The organism is Streptomyces sp. NBC_01525, assembly GCF_045040405.1.
In the GTDB taxonomy this organism is placed as follows: domain Bacteria; phylum Actinomycetota; class Actinomycetes; order Streptomycetales; family Streptomycetaceae; genus Streptomyces; species Streptomyces benahoarensis.
On record NZ_CP109397.1, the window covers coordinates 3,738,544 to 3,756,705 of the forward strand.

An 18,162-nucleotide genomic window follows, 5' to 3' on the forward strand; every position below is an offset into this window, starting at 1 on the left:
CAGGAGTTGACTGATGCGTGCTCAGACCCGGCAGGTCCTTCGTTCCTCGTCCCGGCGGCAGGGCGGCAGGCGGCGACGAGCCGTACCGGCCGCGGTCGCGGCGGCCCTCGGCATCGTGACGCTGGGCGCCCTCGTCCCGGCCGTCGCCTCCGCCTCCGATTCCGCTGCCTCCGCCAAGCCGGACGGCGTCCAGCAGGCCCTGAACACGCTGGTGCGCGACGGCGGGATGCCCGCCGCGCTGGCGAGCGTCGAGGACCGCGACGGCCGCACCCGCACCTACACCGCGGGAGCCGGCGACCTGACCACCGGCTCGAAGGTGCCCAGAGACGGCCGGATACGGATCGGCAGCAACACCAAGGCGTTCACCGCGGTCGTGGTGCTGCAGCTGGTCGGCGAGGGGAAGATCGGCCTCGACGCCACCGTCGACAGCTACCTGCCCGGACTCGTCCGCGGCAAGGGGATCGACGGGCGTCACATCACCGTCCGCCAGCTCCTCCAGCACACCAGCGGACTCCCCGAGTACGGCATCCACCTCGACGACGACGAGATCAAGCACCGGTACTTCGAGCCCCGCGAACTGCTCGACATCGCCCTCCGGTACAAGGCCGACGCGGCCCCGGGGAAGAAGTGGGGGTACAGCAACACCAACTACGTCCTGGCCGGCCTGATCGTCCAGAAGGTCACCGGCCGCCCCCTGGCCGAGGAGATCGACCGGCGCATCATCAAGCGCATCGGGCTGCGCCACACCTCCTTCCCCACCCCCGGCGACATGACCATCCGGGGGCCGCACCCCCACGGCTACCACCGCAACCCGGCGGACGGACCACTGCGCGACTTCACGGAGCTGGACCCCTCCGCAGGCTGGGCCGCAGGCCAGTTGATCTCCACCAACTCCGACCTCAACCGCTTCTTCACCGCGCTCCTCGCCGGCCGCCTCCTCCCGGCGGCCCAGCTCGCCGAGATGCGCACGACCGTCCCCGCCGGGACCTCCGGCCTCCGCTACGGACTGGGGCTCACGAGCAGGCCGCTGTCGTGCGGCGGCGTCTACTGGGGCCACGGCGGCGACATCGCGGGGTACGAGACCCGGGGCGGGGTCACCGACGACGGCCGCGCCGCCAACGTCGCGGTCACCAGCATCCCGACGGACGAGGCGGCCGTGCAGCACATGAAGGACGCCGTGGACAAGGCCCTGTGCGGATGACCCACGCACCCGGCAACCGGGCAACCCGCACCACGATCCAACGATTCCTCAGGAGGCGGCCCATGCGTGGGCAGACACCGCAAGGGCTCCGCTCGCCGGGCCGGAGCCACGGCACCCGGCGCCAGGCCCTGGCCGCCGCGACCGCCGCCGCCATCGGCGTCATGACACTGGGCGCCCTCGCCCCGCCCGCCGCCTCCGCCGCCAGGCCGGACGCCGTCCGGCAGAGCCTGAACACGCTGGTGCGCGACGGCGGAGTGCCCGCCGCGCTGGCGAGCGTCGAGGACCGCGACGGCCGCACCCGCACCTACACCGCGGGAGTCGGCGACCTGACCACCGGCGCCCCGGTACCCGTCGACGGGCAGGTGCGGATCGGCAGCAACACCAAGACCTTCGTCGCGGTCGTCGTCCTCCAGCTCGTCGCGGAGCGGAGGGCGGACCTGGACGCCACCGTCGACAGCTACCTGCCCGGACTCGTCCGCGGCAAGGGGATCGACGGGCGCCACATCACCGTCCGCCAGCTCCTCCAGCAGACCAGCGGACTCCCCAACTACAGCGACCACCTCGGGGACGACGTCCGCTACTACACCCCCCGCGAACTGCTCGCCACAGCCCTCCGGTACCCGGCCGACTTCGCCCCCGGGACGAGGTGGAAGTACAGCAACACCAACTACGTGCTCGCCGGCCTGATCGTCCAGAAGGTCACCGGCCGCCCCCTGGCCGAGGAGATCGACCGGCGCGTCATCAAGCGCATCGGGCTGCGCCACACCTCCTTCCCCGCCCCCGGTGACGCACGCATCCGGGAGCCCCACCCCCATGGCTACTACCAGGAATCGGCGAACGCGCCGCTGCGCGACATCACGGAGATCGACCCCTCCTGGGGCTGGGCGGCAGGCCAGATGATCTCCACCAACTCCGACCTCAACCGCTTCTTCACCGCACTCCTGGCCGGCCGCCTCCTGCCCCCGGCCCAGCTCGCCCAGATGCGCTCCACCGTCCCCGCCGAAGGGACCTTCGGCCCCGGCGCCCGCTACGGACTCGGACTCGTCAGCAGGCCACTGCCGTGCGGCGGCCTCTCCTGGGGCCACGGCGGCAGCTTCCCGGGGTACGAGACCCGGGGCGGCGCCACCGACGACGGCCGCGCCGCCCACGTCGCGGTCACCCGGCAGCTCACCGACGAGGCGGGCCGGAGGAATCTCGAACGCACCGTGGACACCGCCCTGTGCCGCTGAACCACACCGAGTGCATGTGGGGAAAACGACCGGAGCGCCCGACCTGACGCCGGGCGCTCCGACTCGTCGAGACCACTAACGTTGAAGGGCCCCACCGCAAGCGGTGGGGCCCTTCAACGTTAGTGCCCGGTGAGGCACTGGCGGAGGATACGAGATTCGAACTCGTGAGGGGTTGCCCCCAACACGCTTTCCAAGCGTGCGCCCTAGGCCACTAGGCGAATCCTCCGCCGCAAACAATACAAGACGCCGTGGGGTGCTCGCGACCATGATCCGGAGGGTGGGGAGTCGCAGGTGGGGGCGGGTCGTGTTCGGGGTGGGGGATCGGCTACTGTGGTGCACAGCCCCTCACGTGGCGCTATCTGACTGAACTCCCCCAGGGCCGGAAGGCAGCAAGGGTAGGTCGGCTCTGGCGGGTGCGTGAGGGGCGTTTGCGTTTGCGGGCGGCTCGATTGTCAGTGGGGGCCGATATCGTCGTATGCGTGTCGTCCCTCGCGCTGTACCGCCGCTACCGACCCGAGACCTTCGCCGAGGTCATCGGGCAAGAGCACGTGACCGATCCCCTGCAGCAGGCCCTGCGGAACAACCGCGTCAACCACGCGTATCTGTTCAGCGGCCCGCGCGGCTGCGGCAAGACGACCAGTGCGCGCATCCTGGCGCGCTGTCTGAACTGTGAGGAAGGTCCCACCCCGACGCCGTGCGGCACCTGCCAGTCCTGTGTGGACCTGGCGCGGAACGGCAGGGGCTCGATCGATGTGATCGAGATCGACGCCGCCTCGCACGGTGGCGTGGACGACGCCCGTGACCTGCGGGAGAAGGCGTTCTTCGGGCCCGCCTCCAGCCGGTACAAGATCTACATCATCGACGAGGCGCACATGGTCACCTCGGCGGGGTTCAACGCCCTGCTGAAGGTGGTCGAGGAACCGCCGGAGCATCTGAAGTTCATCTTCGCGACGACGGAGCCCGAGAAGGTCATCGGGACGATCCGCTCACGTACCCACCACTACCCCTTCCGTCTGGTGCCGCCCGGGACGCTGCGGGACTACCTCTCCGAGGTGTGCGAGCGGGAGTCCGCGACCGTCGAGGACGGCGTGCTGCCGCTGGTGGTGCGCGCCGGTGCCGGTTCGGTGCGTGACTCGATGTCCGTCATGGACCAGCTGCTCGCCGGTGCCGGTGACGACGGTGTGACGTATGCCATGGCGACGGCGCTGCTGGGGTACACGGACGGGTCGCTGCTGGACGCGAGCGTGGAGGCGTTCGCGGCCGGGGACGGCGCCGCGGCCTTCGAGGTCGTCGACCGGGTGATCGAGGGCGGCAACGACCCACGCCGTTTCGTCGCCGACCTGCTGGAACGGCTGCGTGACCTGGTCATTCTCGCCGCGGTGCCCGATGCGGGGGAGAAGGGGCTGATCGACGCGCCCGCCGATGTCGTGGAGCGGATGACGGCGCAGGCGTCCGTCTTCGGCGCCGCGGAGCTGAGCCGCGCCGCCGACCTGGTCAACACCGGGCTGACCGAGATGCGCGGCGCCACCTCGCCGCGCCTGCAGCTGGAGCTGATCTGCGCCCGGGTGCTGCTGCCCGCGGCGTACGACGACGAGCGGTCGGTGCAGAGCAGGCTGGACCGGCTGGAGCGCGGCATCGGCGCGGCCGGGCTCGCCGGGGGCGGCGGGGCCGCGTTCGCGGGCGGCGGTGCGCCGGTGGTCGCCGGTGGCGGGCCCGCGGTCGGATATGTGCCCGGACCGGAGGCCCACCCGGTGGGTCCGCCCGCCGGTCCCGCGGGCCCGGCGGCGGCGCGGGCGGCGGTGCGCGGGGCGACCGGCGGCAGTCCGGCCGGTCCCGCGGCGGCCCAGCCTGCGGTGGCCCAGGCTCCGGTGGCTCAGGCTCCGGCGGCTCAGCCCGTGGCGGCGCCCGCGGCCCCGGCCGCCGTACCGGCGGAGGGCGCGGCGCCGCGGAGCGGATCGCATGCGGCCGAGCGGGCCGGGGAGCAGGCGCGGCCCGCCGGTGCCTGGCCCGGCGGTGCGGGCGCGGGCGGCGGCCCGGCGGCCGGTGCGCCGGAAGCGGGGCCCGCGGCGCCCGCCGCGACCGGCGAGGGCGGTCCCGCGCGGCCCGGTGCCTGGCCCGGTGGCGGTGGCGCAGGTCAGGGCGAGGCCGGGCGGCGGCCCGGGGGCTGGCCGTCGGCCGCGGCTCCAGGGCAGGGGGCACGTCCGTCCGCCCCGGCGCCCGCAGCGGCGCCGCAGCAGCCCGCCGCGGCGCAGGCGCCCGCACCGCAGGCCCCGGCCGGGGGCGGGCAGGGTGTGGGTGCGGCGCAGGTGCGGCAGATGTGGCCGCAGATCCTGGACGCGGTCAAGGGCCGCCGACGTTTCACGTGGATCCTGCTGAGCCAGAACGCCCAGGTCTCCGGCTTCGACGGCACCACGCTCCAGATCGGCTTCCCCAACGCCGGGGCGCGCGACAGCTTCGCCAACGGCGGCAGCGAGGACGTCCTCAAGGACGTGCTTGCCGAGACGTTCCAGGTGCAGTGGCGGGTGGAGGCCATCGTCGACCCGTCGGGCGGCGCCAATCCGCCGGCCGGTGGCGCCCGCGGCGGCAGCGGCGGAGGCGGCTTCGGTGGCCAAGGCGGCGGTTACGGCGCAGGTCAGGGCGGTGGCTACGGCGGCCCGGCGCAGTCCGCTCCGGCGTCGCCCGCGCCGTCGCAGGGCGGCCCGGCGGCCGGGGGTGGCGCCTCCGGCGGCAGCCAGGGCGCCCGGATGGCGCGGGAGGCCGTGTCATCGCCGTCGTCCGGCGGGCCGGGCGGCCGCACCCCGGAGCCCGAGGTGTCCCCCGAGCCGCCGCCGATGTCCGTCGAGTACGACATGCCGGAGGAGGACGACCCGGATCTCGTCGACTCCGCCCTGAGCGGCCACGACCTCATCGTCCGGGAGCTGGGCGCGACGGTGGTGGAGGAGTTCAACAACGAGTAACGAGTGATGTCGCCGGGGCCCCCAACGCTTTGCTGCGCCGCGGGGCGGCCCCGCTCCGTTCACCCCAAAGGGGCAGGATGGGAAAGGCGGAGCAGGCCGGGCGTATGTGTGGCGGCTCGTCCGTACGGCGTAAGGCGCGGGTCCCGGGAAGCACGTAGGCTCGGGCTACCGCACCAATCGTTGTCGTATGGCAGGAGTCACGTCGTGATCCCCGGTGGTCAGCCCAATATGCAGCAGCTGCTTCAGCAGGCCCAGAAGATGCAGCAGGACCTTGCGGCCGCCCAGCAGGAGCTGGCGGAGACGCCCGTCGACGGGTCGGCGGGCGGCGGCCTCGTCAAGGCGACGGTGACCGGCTCCGGCGAGCTGAAGAGCCTGGTCATCGACCCGAAGGCGGTCGACGTCGACTCCGCGGAGGAGACGGCCGAGACCATCGCCGACCTGGTGCTCGCGGCCGTCCGGGACGCGAACGCCAGCGCCCAGCAGCTCCAGCAGCAGAAGCTCGGCCCGCTGGCGCAGGGCCTGGGCGGCGGCGGAATCCCCGGCCTGCCCTTCTGAGGCCCGGGGCCTGATCGCGGTCTCCCTTTTCCGGCGGTGGCCAACTAGCGTACTGAGCAGGGCAGAAGAGAAAGAAGACGTTCCGTGTACGAAGGCGTGGTTCAGGATCTGATCGACGAGCTGGGCAGGCTGCCCGGCGTCGGTCCCAAGAGCGCGCAGCGGATCGCCTTCCATGTTCTGCAGGCCGAGCCGACCGATGTCCGCCGGCTCGCGAACGCGCTGATGGAGGTCAAGGCGAAGGTCCGGTTCTGCAGCGTGTGCGGCAACGTCGCACAGGAGGAGCAGTGCCGGGTCTGCCTGGACCCGCGCCGCGACTCGGCGGTCATCTGCGTCGTGGAGGAGCCCAAGGACGTCGTGGCGATCGAGCGGACGCGGGAGTTCCGCGGCCGGTACCACGTGCTCGGCGGGGCGATCAGCCCGATCGAGGGCGTCGGCCCGGACGATCTGCGGATCCGGGAGTTGCTGGCCAGGCTCGCCGACGGCGCCGTCACCGAGCTGATCCTGGCCACCGACCCGAATCTGGAGGGCGAGGCCACCGCCACGTATCTGGCGCGCATGATCAAGCCCATGGGGCTGAGGGTGACGCGACTGGCCAGCGGACTGCCGGTCGGGGGCGACCTGGAGTATGCCGACGAGGTCACGCTCGGGCGGGCCTTCGAAGGGAGGAGACTTCTTGATGTCTGATGCCACGCTGCACAACGCGACGCAGAATCCCGACGACTTCGCCGTATCGATCTCCGACTCGATCGAGAGCTTCATCGTCGCGGTGACCGAGGTCGCCAAGGGCGACGAACCGGACAGCGCGGTGCCGTTCCTGCTGCTGGAGATCTCCCAGCTGCTGCTGACCGGCGGACGTCTCGGCGCCCACGAGGACATCGTCCCGGCCGAGCGATACGAACCGGACAGCGGCCCGGAGCCGGACGCCGACGAGCTGCGCGAGCGGTTCGCCCGCCTCCTCGATCCGGTCGATGTGTACTCCGAGGTCTTCGACCCGTACGTGCCGCGCAGCGAGCCGGTGGCCTGCCGGATCTCCGACGACCTCGCCGACATCGTCACCGATCTACGGCACGGGCTGGCGCACTACCGGGCGGGCCGGGTCAGCGAGGCGCTGTGGTGGTGGCAGTTCTCCTACCTCACCAACTGGGGTCCGACCGCGTCGGCGGCGCTGCGCGCGCTCCAGTCGCTGGTCGCGCACGTACGCCTCGATCAGCCACTGGACGCGCTCAACGGGCTGGACACCGACACTGGGGCGGGCGGCGATGAGGAGCGGCTCGCCGAGGAGGCGGGCAAGGTCATGGCGGCGGAGATCGCCGGGCCGCTGGGGCTGCACAGGGCGTGATCCGGGGCGCCCCGCCGTCGGACAGGCGCGCGCCGCCACCGGTGGCGCGTGGCCGGTGGGCGGGGCGGTGCCGGAGGGGTTCCCGAGGCGCTGCCGAGGTGGCGGAAACCGTATGCGGTGCGGCCGCGGCGGTGTGTGACCTGGCTTACGTTCCCGTGTGCTCCGTGCAGGAGCGGGCATGTGCTGGCCGAGCGGGCGCGACGGGGCGCCGCGCGGAGCCGCCGCGAGACACGGTGATCATCTGCGTACGAAAGATGATCGATGGTTGAGAGTTGTGTCTCACCATGCGGTATCGGCGAGGCGGTTTCCGCCTGCTCGTTAAACTGAGTCGACCGCAGTACCCCCATTTCCGGGGGTCCGGGAGGAAACTCCCGAAGAGACAGTTGCGAGGAGCGCACGTGGGCCTTGTCGTGCAGAAGTACGGCGGCTCATCCGTTGCGGATGCCGAGGGCATCAAGCGCGTTGCCAAGCGAGTCGTCGAGGCCAAGAAGAACGGCAACCAGGTTGTCGTGGTGGTTTCGGCGATGGGCGACACGACGGACGAGCTGATCGATCTCGCTCAGGAAGTGTCCCCGATTCCATCGGGGCGCGAGTTCGACATGCTGCTGACCGCCGGAGAGCGAATCTCCATGGCGCTGCTGGCGATGGCGATCAAAAACCTCGGTCATGAAGCGCAGTCCTTCACCGGCAGCCAGGCCGGTGTGATCACCGACTCCGTGCACAACAAGGCACGGATCATCGATGTCACGCCCGGCCGCATCAAGACCTCCGTCGACGAGGGCAACATCGCCATCGTCGCCGGATTCCAGGGTGTATCCCAGGACAAGAAGGACATCACGACGCTGGGTCGTGGTGGCTCGGACACCACGGCGGTCGCGTTGGCCGCCGCGCTGAACGCCGACGTCTGCGAGATCTACACCGACGTTGACGGCGTCTTCACCGCCGACCCCCGGGTCGTCAAGAAGGCCCGGAAGATCGACTGGATCTCCTTCGAGGACATGCTGGAGCTGGCCAGCTCCGGATCCAAGGTGCTGCTGCACCGCTGCGTCGAATACGCACGCCGTTACGACATTCCGATCCACGTCCGCTCCTCGTTCTCGGGGCTCAAGGGCACGTGGGTCAGCAACGAACCACAAGGGGACCAGCCGATGGAGCAGGCAATCATCTCGGGCGTCGCACACGACACCTCCGAGGCGAAGGTCACGGTCGTCGGCGTGCCGGACAAGCCGGGTGAGGCCGCGCGTATCTTCCGCGCCATCGCGGACTCCGAGGTCAACATCGACATGGTCGTCCAGAACGTCTCGGCCGCCTCGACCGGACTGACGGACATCTCCTTCACGCTGCCGAAGTCCGAGGGCCGCAAGGCCGTCGCCGCCCTGGAGAAGACCCGCGCGGCGGTCGGCTTCGACTCGCTCCGTTACGACGACCAGATCGCCAAGATCTCCCTGGTCGGCGCGGGCATGAAGACCAACCCGGGCGTCACCGCGACGTTCTTCGAGGCGCTGTCGAACGCCGGGGTGAACATCGAGCTGATCTCGACCTCCGAGATCCGCATCTCGGTCGTCACCCGCGCCGACGACGTCAACGAGGCGGTGCGCGCCGTGCACACCGCCTTCGGTCTCGACACGGACAGCGACGAGGCCGTGGTCTACGGCGGCTCCGGGCGCTGACCCACCGGAACGGACCGGGCGGTCCGCTCCCCGCGCATGAGGCGGGGGCGGGCCGCCCGCTTTGCTGACCGGGTCCGGGGCGCGGCCCGGGGTGGGCGGCGCGGCCCGGGGCGGGCGGCTTTCGGACGTCGGTGGCCGGGCGGGGAGGTGTTCCGGGAATCGGGTGTCGCGGCCTTGACCCCCTGCGACATACTTGCGAAACGTGTGAAGGTTCTGTGGCCGGGTCGGTGGTTTCGGCGTCCCGTGCCTGGTCGGCGGCGTCTCGGCGCACCAGGCCGCGAGGCGCGGAACCGTCAGGGAACCGGCGATCGGGAGTGGTGCGTCTTGGGTGCTGCCCCGCGGGGCGTCGTGGGCGGTCAGGGCCCCTGGGGCGGACGGTGCCGGGGGCGGTCGCGGCGGGCCGACGGGTGCCCCGACGCAACTGAGGCCGGTGCGCACATCGGGGCAATTGGGGCACCGAGGAAGAGCTGGGGCGCAATGAGGGCATATCACGCATCACCGGAGACGGCGGCGTGCGCGTACAACCCTGACGGGGAGATGCGTGTCCAACAGGCGTGGCAGAGGTTCTCGCATTCACGATCGCCCCGGCGGGCGCAGCGGGCGCGGCAGTGCGTCCGCCCCACGCCCGTGGCGCCGGGGGCATGCCGGTGATCGCGCCCTGGCCCACCACGCGGCCCGGCAAACTCCCGCCCCAGCGCGGGGACGCCGACCAGCGCGGCGACTCCGATGACGCGGCGGCCACCGGCACCACCGTCGACCACCTCACCGAGACCTACCGCGCCCACTACCGCTCCCTGCTCGGCCTCGCCGCGCTGCTCCTCGACGACACCGCGTCCTGCGAGGACGTCGTCCAGGAGGCGTTCATCCGCGTCCACTCCGCCCGCAACCGCGTTCGCGAACCGGAGAAGACCCTCGCCTACCTGCGGCAGACCGTCGTCAACCTCTCCCGCTCCGCGCTGCGCCGCCGCATCATCGGCCTCAAGCTGCTCTCCAAGCCGATGCCGGACATGGCCAGCGCCGAGGAAGGCGCGTACGACCTGCTGGAACGCGATGAGCTGATCCGGGCGATGCGCGGACTCCAGCGCCGCCAGCGCGAGGTGCTGGTGCTGCGCTACTTCGCCGACATGACCGAGGCGCAGGTCGCCGAGACGCTGGGCATATCGCTCGGCTCGGTCAAGGCGTACGGCTCACGCGGTATCGCGGCGCTCCGCGTCGCGATGGAGGCACCGGCATGAACGGCAACACCGTCGACCCGGCCCGTGCACACTCCGGGGCGGGCGATCCCGGCGGCCCGGACGGTGCCGGAGATTTCGTGAATTCCGGAAGTGCGGGCGGGAGTCACGGGGCGCCCGGCTGGGCCCAGGGGGCCGCCAGGGGTGCCGGGCCCGGGGATGACGTCCCAGGGGCCGGTGGCGCGGGCCGTAACGGCGGAGGCGCGGGTTCCGGGGGAGCCGATGGCCCCGGCTTCCCACGGCAGGACGAGGCGCCCGGCGACGACGGTTTCGACGGCGAGGACGCACTGCGGCGGCTGCTGCAGTCCTCCGTCGGCGACCTGGAACCAGCACCGGACGCCCTGGACCAGATCCGGCACGCCGTCCCCACCCGGCGCCGGCGCCGCCGCCACGCCGTCGTCGGCGCGGCCGCCGCGCTGCTGCTCGGCGGCACCTCCATCCCGGCGATGGTGCAGGTCGCCCACCTCGACGACGCCTCCGGCGACCGGCCCGCGAACGCCGCCGGGAACCGGCAGACCGGTGACGCCGACGGCGCCCCGGACGGCGCCCCCGTACACCGCGGACGCCAGCCCTCCGGCGGCGGCGCGGCGGAGGGCGGCCCCGGCCACCCCCACGACGGCCACGGCGAACCCCCCGGCACCCACCACCCCGGACACGGCACCGGCGCGACCAGCCCGGACCCGTACGAAACGATGGACGTCACCTCCCCGGCCTGCGGACGCGACCAGCTCGGCAAGGGCACCGGCAGCGTCACCCCCGCCGACTCCGAGGGCCGCGTCTACGGCGCCTTCCGCGTCGTCAACACCTCCGCCACGGCCTGCTCCGTCGACGGCGGCGGCACCGTGGACGTCAAGGCGCAGGGCTCCGCCGACACCGCCCGCATCCATGTCGTCGACCACACCAGCGGCGATGAGGCCACCGGCCTGCCCGACCCTGCCACCGCCCCTGACCAGCTCGTTCTCAAGCCGGGCCAGGCGTACGAGATCAAATTCGCGTGGATCCCGGCGTCCGGCGGCTGCGGCGGGTCCGGGCCGTCGCCGTCGGCCTCGCCGTCCAGCCCGTCGGCCGCCCCGCCCGCCGCCGACAACGGCGAGGACACGGGCGGCGGCCGGGGCGGCGACACCACCGGCGGGAACGGCGGAGGTTCGGGAGGCGGCGGCGCGGCGCCCGGCGGCATCGTCCTCAGACACACCCCGGAATCCGGCGAACCGACCGCCGCCGACGCCACCCTCACCGATGCCTGCGCCGGGACCGTGTACCGGACCGGCGTGCTGAACGGGAAGTAGGGATCGCCGGCCCCGGTCCCGTACGGAGGCGGCGCCTCGTGAGGGGGCGGTGCGGGGGCGCCGGACGGGCCCCGTACCGTTGACGGCGTGTACCGGTTCCTGCTGACCCCGCGGTGGTGGGGGATCAACGTCTTCGCCGTACTGGCGATCCCCTTCTGCGTCTTCATGGGCAGTTGGCAGCTCAGCCGCTTCGAGGACCGCGTCAACTCGCACCAGCAGCAGGCGGACCGGACCGCGGCAGCCGAGACGGCCGCCGCCCGGCCCCTCGACAGCCTCCTCCCCGTCGACCAGGTCACCTCCGGCCGCCAGGCCCGCGCCCGCGGCACGTACGACACCCGGCACCAACTGCTCGTCCCGGACCGCACCCTCGACCGCAAGGCGAGCAGCCGCCCCGGCTTCTACGTCCTGACGCCGCTGCGCACCGACGGTGGCAAGGCGCTCCCGGTCGTCCGCGGCTGGCTCCCCGGCGACGCGAACAACCCCGCCGACACCGCCAAGGTGCCCGCACCGCCGTCCGGCGAGGTGACCGTCACCGGCGCCCTCCAGGCGTCCGAGAACGTCGGCACCAGCGGCGTGCAGTCCGGCGGCGGCCTCCCCAGCGGCCAACTCGGCATGATCAGCGCCGCCTCGCTGGTCAACATCGTGCCGTACCCGGTCTACGACGCCTGGATCACGCTCGGCGACACCTCCGCGCCCCTGAAGGCCGTACCGCCGGCCGCGGCGGAGGGCAGCGGACTGGACCTCAAGGCGTTCCAGAACCTCGGCTACACCGGCGAATGGTTCGTCTTCGCCGGCTTCGTCCTCTTCATGTGGTTCCGGCTCTTCCGGCGAGAGGCGGAGGCGGCCCGGGATGAGGCGTTGGGGATTGGGGTGGGGGAGGGGGAGCGGGAGAGCGTTTCGGCTGGCTAGGGGGCCTCCCCCCCCCGCCCCCCCCACCCCTCCGCCCTCCCACCCCGCCTCGCGCACACGCATGCACGACCGCGTCACCGCCCCGCACCGTCCGGCGCGACGGCGCGACGGCTCGACGACGCGACGGCGCGACGGCGCGAAACCCCACGACGGCACGGCGCCACCCGCAGCCGCCCCCGGCCTCCGAGCCCCGCCCCCCGAGGGACAGCCCCGCAGTGGGCGCCAGGCCCGGCAGCGGGCGCCCGGCCTGGCGCCCGCGCCGCTTCCCCTCACCTCAGCTCTCCCCCTCCCTCTCCCCCTCCTTCAGGTACCGCAGCGCGAAGTCCAGTTCCAGGCGGACCTGCTTGATGCGTTCCTCTACGACGAGGGAGCCGTGGCCCGCGTCGTAGCGGTAGACGTCGTGCGGGTGGGCGCGCTGTTCCAGGCGTTCGACGTAGTTCTCCACCTGGCGGATCGGGCAGCGGGGGTCGTTGACGCCCGCGGAGATGTAGACGGGGGCCCGTACCGCGTCCACGTAGGTGAGCGGGGAGGACGCCTCGAAGCGTTCCGGGACCTCTTCGGGGGTGCCGCCGAGGAGGGTGCGGTCCATCGCCTTGAGGGCTTCCATCTCGTCGTGGTACGCCGTGACGTAGTCGGCGACCGGGACGGCGGCGAGGCCGAGGGCCCAGGCGTCGGGCTGGGTGCCCAGGCCGAGCAGGGTGAGGTAGCCGCCCCACGAGCCGCCGGACAGGACCAGTCGCTCCGGGTCGGCCAGGCCCGAGGAGACGGCCCATTCGCGGACCGCGGCGATGTCCTCCAGCTCGATCAGTCCGACGCGGTGCTTGAGCGCGTCCGTCCAGGCGCGTCCGTAGCCCGTCGAACCGCGGTAGTTGACGCGGACGACCGCGAAGCCGTGGTCCACCCAGGCGGCGGGCGCGGAGGCGAACGCATCGCTGTCGTGCCAGGTGGGGCCGCCGTGGATGTCGAAGACGGTGGGGAACGGGCCGTCGCCCGCGGGCCGCTGGACCAGGGCGTGGATCCGGCCGCCCGGCCCCTCCACCCAGGTGTCCGTCACCGCGACCGAGGCCGGGGCCTTCATCCCGGGCGGGTCGAGGACGACCGCGCCGCTCGTCGACCGGACCTCCGGCGGCTGGGCGGCCGACGACCACAGGAACTCCACGGCGCCGTCGGGCCGGGCCGTCGCCCCGGACACCGTGCCCACCGGGGTGGACACCCGCGTCAGCGCGGGCGTGGCACCTTCGGTGGCGGCCGCTGCGCCGAGGCCGTAGCGCCACAGTTCGCTGCGGGCCTGGTATTCGTGCTCGATCAGCAGGGCCGAGCCGTCCGGGTACCAGTCGGCGCCCACGTCACCGGGGAGGTCGATGTCGAGGGCGGTCTCGACGCCGGTCAGCGGGTCCCAGATCATCGGCTCCCACCGGCCGCGCCGCTGGTGTCCGACGAGCAGCCGGGTGTCGCCGTCGACCGGCGCGAAGCCCATCACGGACAGCCCCAGCTCCTCGGTACCGCCCTTGGTGTCGTCCAGCTCGGCGACGGTCGAACCGTCCGGGCGGACGACGCGGATCGCCGAGTGCATCGCGTCGCCGTGCTCGGTGTGTTCGATCGCGATCAGCGAACCGTCGTGGGAGTAGTCACCGACCCCCGCCGACTCCTGGTGGCGGTAGATCTCCACCGGCTCTTCGCCGGGCCGGACGACATGGATCGTCGAACCCTCCTCGTCCGTGGAGCGGCCGACGACAGCGGAGCCGTCCCGGCCGAGGGCGAGCCCGGCGGGGTAGGAGGGGGCCAGCCCGGGCGTGGCCGGCTCGTCCGCGCCGCCGCCGAACGGCTGCCGCATCCACACCCCGAATTCGTCGCCGTCGGTGTCCGAGAACCACCAGATCCACTCGCCGTCCGGCGACAGCGTGCCGTCCGTGGTGCCGTTCGGCCGGTCCGTGGCCTGGCGCTGACTGCCGGAGGCCCGGTCCCATGCGTACAGCTCGAAGGTGCCGGTCGCGTTGGAGACGAACAGTGAGCGGTCCGGGGCGTCCTGCGCCCAGTTCGGCAGGGAGACCCGCGGGGCGCGGAACCGCTGCTCCCACTCCGGCATGCCGGAGCCGTCGGCGGTAGCCGCGGGGGAGTGCGGCAGCGAGGAATTGTGCGGGTCGGCCGGGGCGGTGCCGGGGCCGTTGTCAGTGGTCTCGTCAGTCATGGCCCCATTCTGCGCCCGGTCGCAAAAATCGTGTTGGCGACCGTCCATGCCTGTGGATAACTTCGCGGCATGCGAAGACATGCGGGCCCCGACGACTGGCGCGAGGCCAACCGCGCGAGCTGGGACGAGCGGGTCCCCCTCCACATGGCGAGCGATTATTACGACCACGAAGGGTTCCGGCGCAGCCAGGACACGATCCGCGGCTTCGAGGCGGCGGAGGTAGGCGACGTCACCGGCCGCTCCCTGCTGCACCTCCAGTGCCACTTCGGGCAGGACACCCTCTCGTGGCTGCACCGCGGCGCGTCCCAGGTCGTCGGCCTGGACTTCTCCGAACCGGCGGTCGACGCGGCCCGCGAGACCGCCGCCGACCTCGGATACGGCACCGACCGCGCCTCGTTCGTGGCCGCCGATGTGTACGACGCGGCGGAGGCGGTGCCCGATTCCGCCTACGACGTCGTGTACACCGGCATCGGCGCGCTCAACTGGCTGCCGGACGTGGAACGTTGGGCCGAGACGGCCGCCTCCCTCGTCGCCCCCGGCGGCTTCCTCTACCTCGCCGAGTTCCACCCGTTGTGCGACGCGCTGGACGACTCCACGGGCTCCCGCATCACGCACGACTACTTCAGCCGTGACGCATGGGTGGACGAAGCCCCCGGTACGTATACGGACTTCGGCGCCCCGACGGTCCACAACCGCACCGTCGAATGGCAGCATCCGATCGGTGACGTGGTCAGCGCGGTCGCCGCGACCGGGCTGCGGATCGAATTCCTCCATGAGCACGACATGACGATGTTCCAGCGCTTCGGCGCGCTGCAACGCGGCGACGACGGCTTCTACCGCCTCCCCGCCGACCGCCCCCGCATCCCGCTCATGTACTCCCTCAAGGCCACTCGGCCCGCCTGACCAGCAGGGGCGCCCCCAGCGGGGACGCCCCTGACGGGATCCCCTACGAGGTCACCCGGGCCAGCGCGAAGCCGTCGTACCCCTTGCTGCCGACCGTCTGGATCGCGGTCGCCGACAGCCTCGGGTGCTCGGCCATCATCTCCAGGCAGCGGCGGGTGCCCTGGACGGCGGGCTCGGCGCTGGCCGCGTCGGCGATCTTTCCGCCGCGTACGACGTTGTCGCAGATGATCAGGGACCCGGGGCGGGTGAGCCGCAGCGCCCACTCCAGGTAGTGCGGGTTGTTGGGCTTGTCCGCGTCGATGAAGACCAGGTCGAACGGCTCGGTGCCGTCCGCCACCAGCGTGGCCAGCGAGTCGAGCGCCGGGCCCACACGGACCTCCGCCACCCCGGACAGGCCCGCCCGGTCGAGGTTGGCGCGCGCCACCTCGGCGTGGGTCGCGTCCGCCTCCAGGGAGACCAGCCGCCCGTCGGCGGGGAGCGCACGCCCCAGCCAGATGGTGCTGTAGCCGCCCAGCGTGCCCAGTTCAAGGATCCGGCGCGCGCCCTGGGTCTGCGCGAGGAGGTGGAGCAGCTTGCCCTCGGTGGGCGCGACGGCGATCTCGGGCAGTCCGGCGGCGTCGCTGGCCCGCAGCGCCGCGTCGAGGACGTCGTCGTGTGGGGCGAGCAGGGGTGCGAAGTAGCCTTCGACGGCGTTCCATTGGTGCTCGGACACAGGGCCTCTTCCCTCATCTCATGGGCGTCGCCAAGGAAGGTACCGGCCGCGGATCGCGGTGTCAGGGAATTACCTCGCCCACGGGCACCGACTCCTCGCCGACCCTGACGGACCCCGTTCCACGCTCCGGCGCCGCGCCCGTCCGCTCGCCCCATGCCAGCCGCAGCACCACGGTGACCAGCGCCGCGAGGGCGAACGCGATACCGGTCCAAGGGAGCGCGCGGGTGCCGAGCGCCGCCAGCGACCAGCCGCCGACCGTCGTGCCCACCGTGATGCCCAGATTGGAGAACGACACGAAGAGGCTGTTGCCGAACTCCGGCGCCTGTCGCGTATCGCGCCCCAGCCAGCTCTGGCACACGATCAGCCCCCCGGAGTGCACCATCGCCCAGACCGGAACCAGCGCCACCACCGCGGGCAGCCGCGCCCCCAGCGCGAACAGTGCCGCGAAGACGGCCAGGCACAGGACGGGGAAGGCGAGCGCGGTGCGGCCCACCCCGCGCCGCAGCAGCGCGGCGAAGGCGAAGTTGCCGAAGATCATCACCACGCCGAACACCAGCAGCATCGCGCTGATCCAGGAGCCGTTCATCCCGCTGACGCCGCCGAGGTACGCCGCGAAGTAGCCGTATACGGAGAACAGCGCCGCGAAGACGAGCACGACGGAGACGAGTGTCAGCCACGTCCGCCCGCGCCGCAGCACCCCCAACTGGGCGCCGTACGACAGCCGTTCGCCCACCGGCATCGCGGGCAGGAACCGTACGAGGCCCACCAGCCCGAGCAGGTTGACCGCGGCGCCGAACCAGAACGCGGCCGGCAGCGAGAAGTGGCCGGCCAGGTAGGACGTCAGCGGTACGCCGAAGGCGAAGCCGACGGTGACGCCCGCGAAGACCCGCGCCGTCGCCCGCGCCGGTTCCGCCGTCTCCCCGAGCCGTACCGCCGTCGCCAGCGCGACGGAGAAGAAGACCGGATGCAGCAGTGCGGGGATGACGCGGAAGGCGAGCGTCAGTCCGAAGTCCGTGCTGAGCGCGTAGACGGCGTTCGACACGGCGAAGACGCCCATGGTCACGGCCAGTACGGCCCGCCGGTCGACCGCCGACGACGCCAGCGTCATGAAGGGCCCGGACACCGCCACGACCAGCGCGAACGAGCCCACGAGCAGCCCCGCGGCGGAGGCGCTGACCCCCAGCCTGTCCGCGATCTCCGGCAGGACGCCGACGATCCCCATCTCCGTGGTGATGATGCTGAACACCCCCAGCGCGAGCGCCGGAAGCGCCACCGCCTCTCTCCTCATCGTCGGATCCTTTCCTTCAGGGTGGGTTCCTGTACGTAGTGCATCGCGGCAGCACATCCAGTGCATCTACGTATCGTATTTTCTCGATATGTTTGCCCGTGCGGGGCCCCGGCCCGTCAGGGGCAGGGATCAGGACTCAGCGTCAAAGGTTCAGCGCTCAATGCTCAATGCTCAAGGCTCGGCACTCAGCGCTCGGCACTCAGCACTCAGCGCTCAGCACTCAGGGCTTACGAACCGCGCCGGGCCGGACTGGACCGCTCTCGGTGGATCACAGCGCGTCGCGGACGTGTGCCGCGAACGCCTCGATCGTGCGCTCGTTGCGCCGGTAGTACGTCCACTTGCCGATCCGCTCGGACTCCAGCAGCCCTGCGTCCCGCAGGGTCTGCAGATAGCTGGAGACCACGGACTGCGAGAGGCCCGACCGGGCCTGGATGTCGCCGACGCACACCCCGATGTGGAACCCGAGGCCCTGCTGCCGGTAGGCGTCCTCGTCGAAGTGGGTGGCCGGGTCCTTCAGCCACTGGAGGAACCGCAGCCGCGCCGGGTTGGCCAGCGCCTTGTGGATCGCCAGGGGGTCCATGGCGCCGCTCCTTCCGCTCCGGTCGGCGCGTCCACCGCGAACGCGTCATATCTACTTTTCGCGATGTGTTGGAGGATGTCAAATGCGGGGCGGGGGTGTACCGGGTACGGGCG

At 72.2% G+C, this 18,162-nt stretch carries 15 protein-coding genes, 1 tRNA gene and 1 other RNA gene; 12 read left to right on the forward strand and 5 right to left on the reverse strand.

The genetic code is table 11. The annotated features are described in order from the left end of the window. Window positions 1–13: 13 nt before the first annotated feature. A complete protein-coding gene (locus tag OG422_RS16785; protein WP_405743557.1) occupies window positions 14–1,201 on the forward strand; it encodes a serine hydrolase domain-containing protein in 1,188 nt (395 codons plus the stop codon). Window positions 1,202–1,263: 62 nt separating this feature from the next. Then, window positions 1,264–2,430 (forward strand): serine hydrolase domain-containing protein, encoded by a 1,167-nt coding sequence (locus tag OG422_RS16790; RefSeq protein ID WP_405743558.1) that lies wholly within the window; start codon window positions 1,264–1,266, stop codon window positions 2,428–2,430. Window positions 2,431–2,568: 138 nt separating this feature from the next. On the opposite strand, the gene OG422_RS16795 is transcribed toward OG422_RS16790, so the two are convergent. Continuing rightward, window positions 2,569–2,656 (reverse strand) — tRNA-Ser (locus OG422_RS16795). 110 nt (window positions 2,657–2,766) lie between these two features. On the opposite strand from OG422_RS16795, the gene ffs reads away from it, so the two are divergent. The 9 genes from ffs to OG422_RS16840 all read left to right on the forward strand — a co-directional run bounded on the left by ffs (window position 2,767) and on the right by OG422_RS16840 (window position 12,378). Further along, an RNA gene (ffs, locus tag OG422_RS16800) (signal recognition particle sRNA small type) lies at window positions 2,767–2,865 on the forward strand. 44 nt (window positions 2,866–2,909) lie between these two features. After that, on the forward strand, window positions 2,910–5,387 hold the full coding sequence (locus tag OG422_RS16805) for a DNA polymerase III subunit gamma and tau (protein WP_405743559.1): 2,478 nt from the start codon (window positions 2,910–2,912) through the stop codon (window positions 5,385–5,387). 204 nt (window positions 5,388–5,591) lie between these two features. Next, window positions 5,592–5,942: a YbaB/EbfC family nucleoid-associated protein gene (locus OG422_RS16810; protein ID WP_143944049.1), complete on the forward strand. Its 351-nt coding sequence runs from the start codon at window positions 5,592–5,594 to the stop codon at window positions 5,940–5,942. A gap of 84 nt (window positions 5,943–6,026) precedes the next feature. Continuing rightward, window positions 6,027–6,626, forward strand: a complete 600-nt coding sequence (gene recR / locus OG422_RS16815) for a recombination mediator RecR (RefSeq protein WP_143944048.1) — start codon at window positions 6,027–6,029, stop codon at window positions 6,624–6,626. Then, window positions 6,619–7,281, forward strand: coding sequence for a DUF5063 domain-containing protein (locus OG422_RS16820; protein WP_143944047.1), 663 nt, complete (start codon window positions 6,619–6,621; stop codon window positions 7,279–7,281). Before recR ends, OG422_RS16820 begins: the two co-directional genes overlap by 8 nt. Window positions 7,282–7,679: 398 nt before the next feature. Further along, a complete protein-coding gene (locus tag OG422_RS16825; protein ID WP_405743560.1) occupies window positions 7,680–8,951 on the forward strand; it encodes an aspartate kinase in 1,272 nt (423 codons plus the stop codon). A 554-nt stretch (window positions 8,952–9,505) separates the two neighbouring features. Then, on the forward strand, window positions 9,506–10,186 hold the full coding sequence (locus OG422_RS16830) for a SigE family RNA polymerase sigma factor (protein ID WP_405743561.1): 681 nt from the start codon (window positions 9,506–9,508) through the stop codon (window positions 10,184–10,186). Then, complete coding sequence (locus tag OG422_RS16835) at window positions 10,183–11,469, forward strand: hypothetical protein (protein ID WP_405743562.1); 1,287 nt, start codon at window positions 10,183–10,185, stop codon at window positions 11,467–11,469. The genes OG422_RS16830 and OG422_RS16835 overlap by 4 nt, the downstream gene beginning before the upstream one ends. 87 nt (window positions 11,470–11,556) lie before the next feature. After that, window positions 11,557–12,378 carry an SURF1 family protein gene (locus tag OG422_RS16840; RefSeq protein ID WP_405743563.1) on the forward strand — a complete coding sequence of 274 codons (822 nt, stop codon included), beginning with the start codon at window positions 11,557–11,559 and terminating at the stop codon, window positions 12,376–12,378. A 274-nt stretch (window positions 12,379–12,652) separates the two neighbouring features. Here OG422_RS16840 and OG422_RS16845 read toward each other — a convergent pair whose 3' ends face one another. Further along, window positions 12,653–14,566 carry a prolyl oligopeptidase family serine peptidase gene (locus OG422_RS16845; RefSeq protein ID WP_405743564.1) on the reverse strand — a complete coding sequence of 638 codons (1,914 nt, stop codon included), beginning with the start codon at window positions 14,564–14,566 and terminating at the stop codon, window positions 12,653–12,655. A 69-nt stretch (window positions 14,567–14,635) separates the two neighbouring features. Between OG422_RS16845 and OG422_RS16850 the strand changes: the two genes are divergently transcribed. Continuing rightward, window positions 14,636–15,469 (forward strand): class I SAM-dependent methyltransferase, encoded by an 834-nt coding sequence (locus tag OG422_RS16850; protein ID WP_405743565.1) that lies wholly within the window; start codon window positions 14,636–14,638, stop codon window positions 15,467–15,469. A gap of 43 nt (window positions 15,470–15,512) precedes the next feature. On the opposite strand, the gene OG422_RS16855 is transcribed toward OG422_RS16850, so the two are convergent. The 3 genes from OG422_RS16855 to OG422_RS16865 all read right to left on the reverse strand — a co-directional run bounded on the left by OG422_RS16855 (window position 15,513) and on the right by OG422_RS16865 (window position 18,049). After that, on the reverse strand, window positions 15,513–16,181 hold the full coding sequence (locus tag OG422_RS16855; RefSeq protein WP_405743566.1) for an O-methyltransferase: 669 nt from the start codon (window positions 16,179–16,181) through the stop codon (window positions 15,513–15,515). A gap of 61 nt (window positions 16,182–16,242) precedes the next feature. Further along, window positions 16,243–17,469, reverse strand: a complete 1,227-nt coding sequence (locus tag OG422_RS16860) for an MFS transporter (RefSeq protein ID WP_405743567.1) — start codon at window positions 17,467–17,469, stop codon at window positions 16,243–16,245. A gap of 268 nt (window positions 17,470–17,737) precedes the next feature. Beyond that, complete coding sequence (locus OG422_RS16865; protein ID WP_143939757.1) at window positions 17,738–18,049, reverse strand: helix-turn-helix transcriptional regulator; 312 nt, start codon at window positions 18,047–18,049, stop codon at window positions 17,738–17,740. Window positions 18,050–18,162 lie beyond the last annotated feature (113 nt).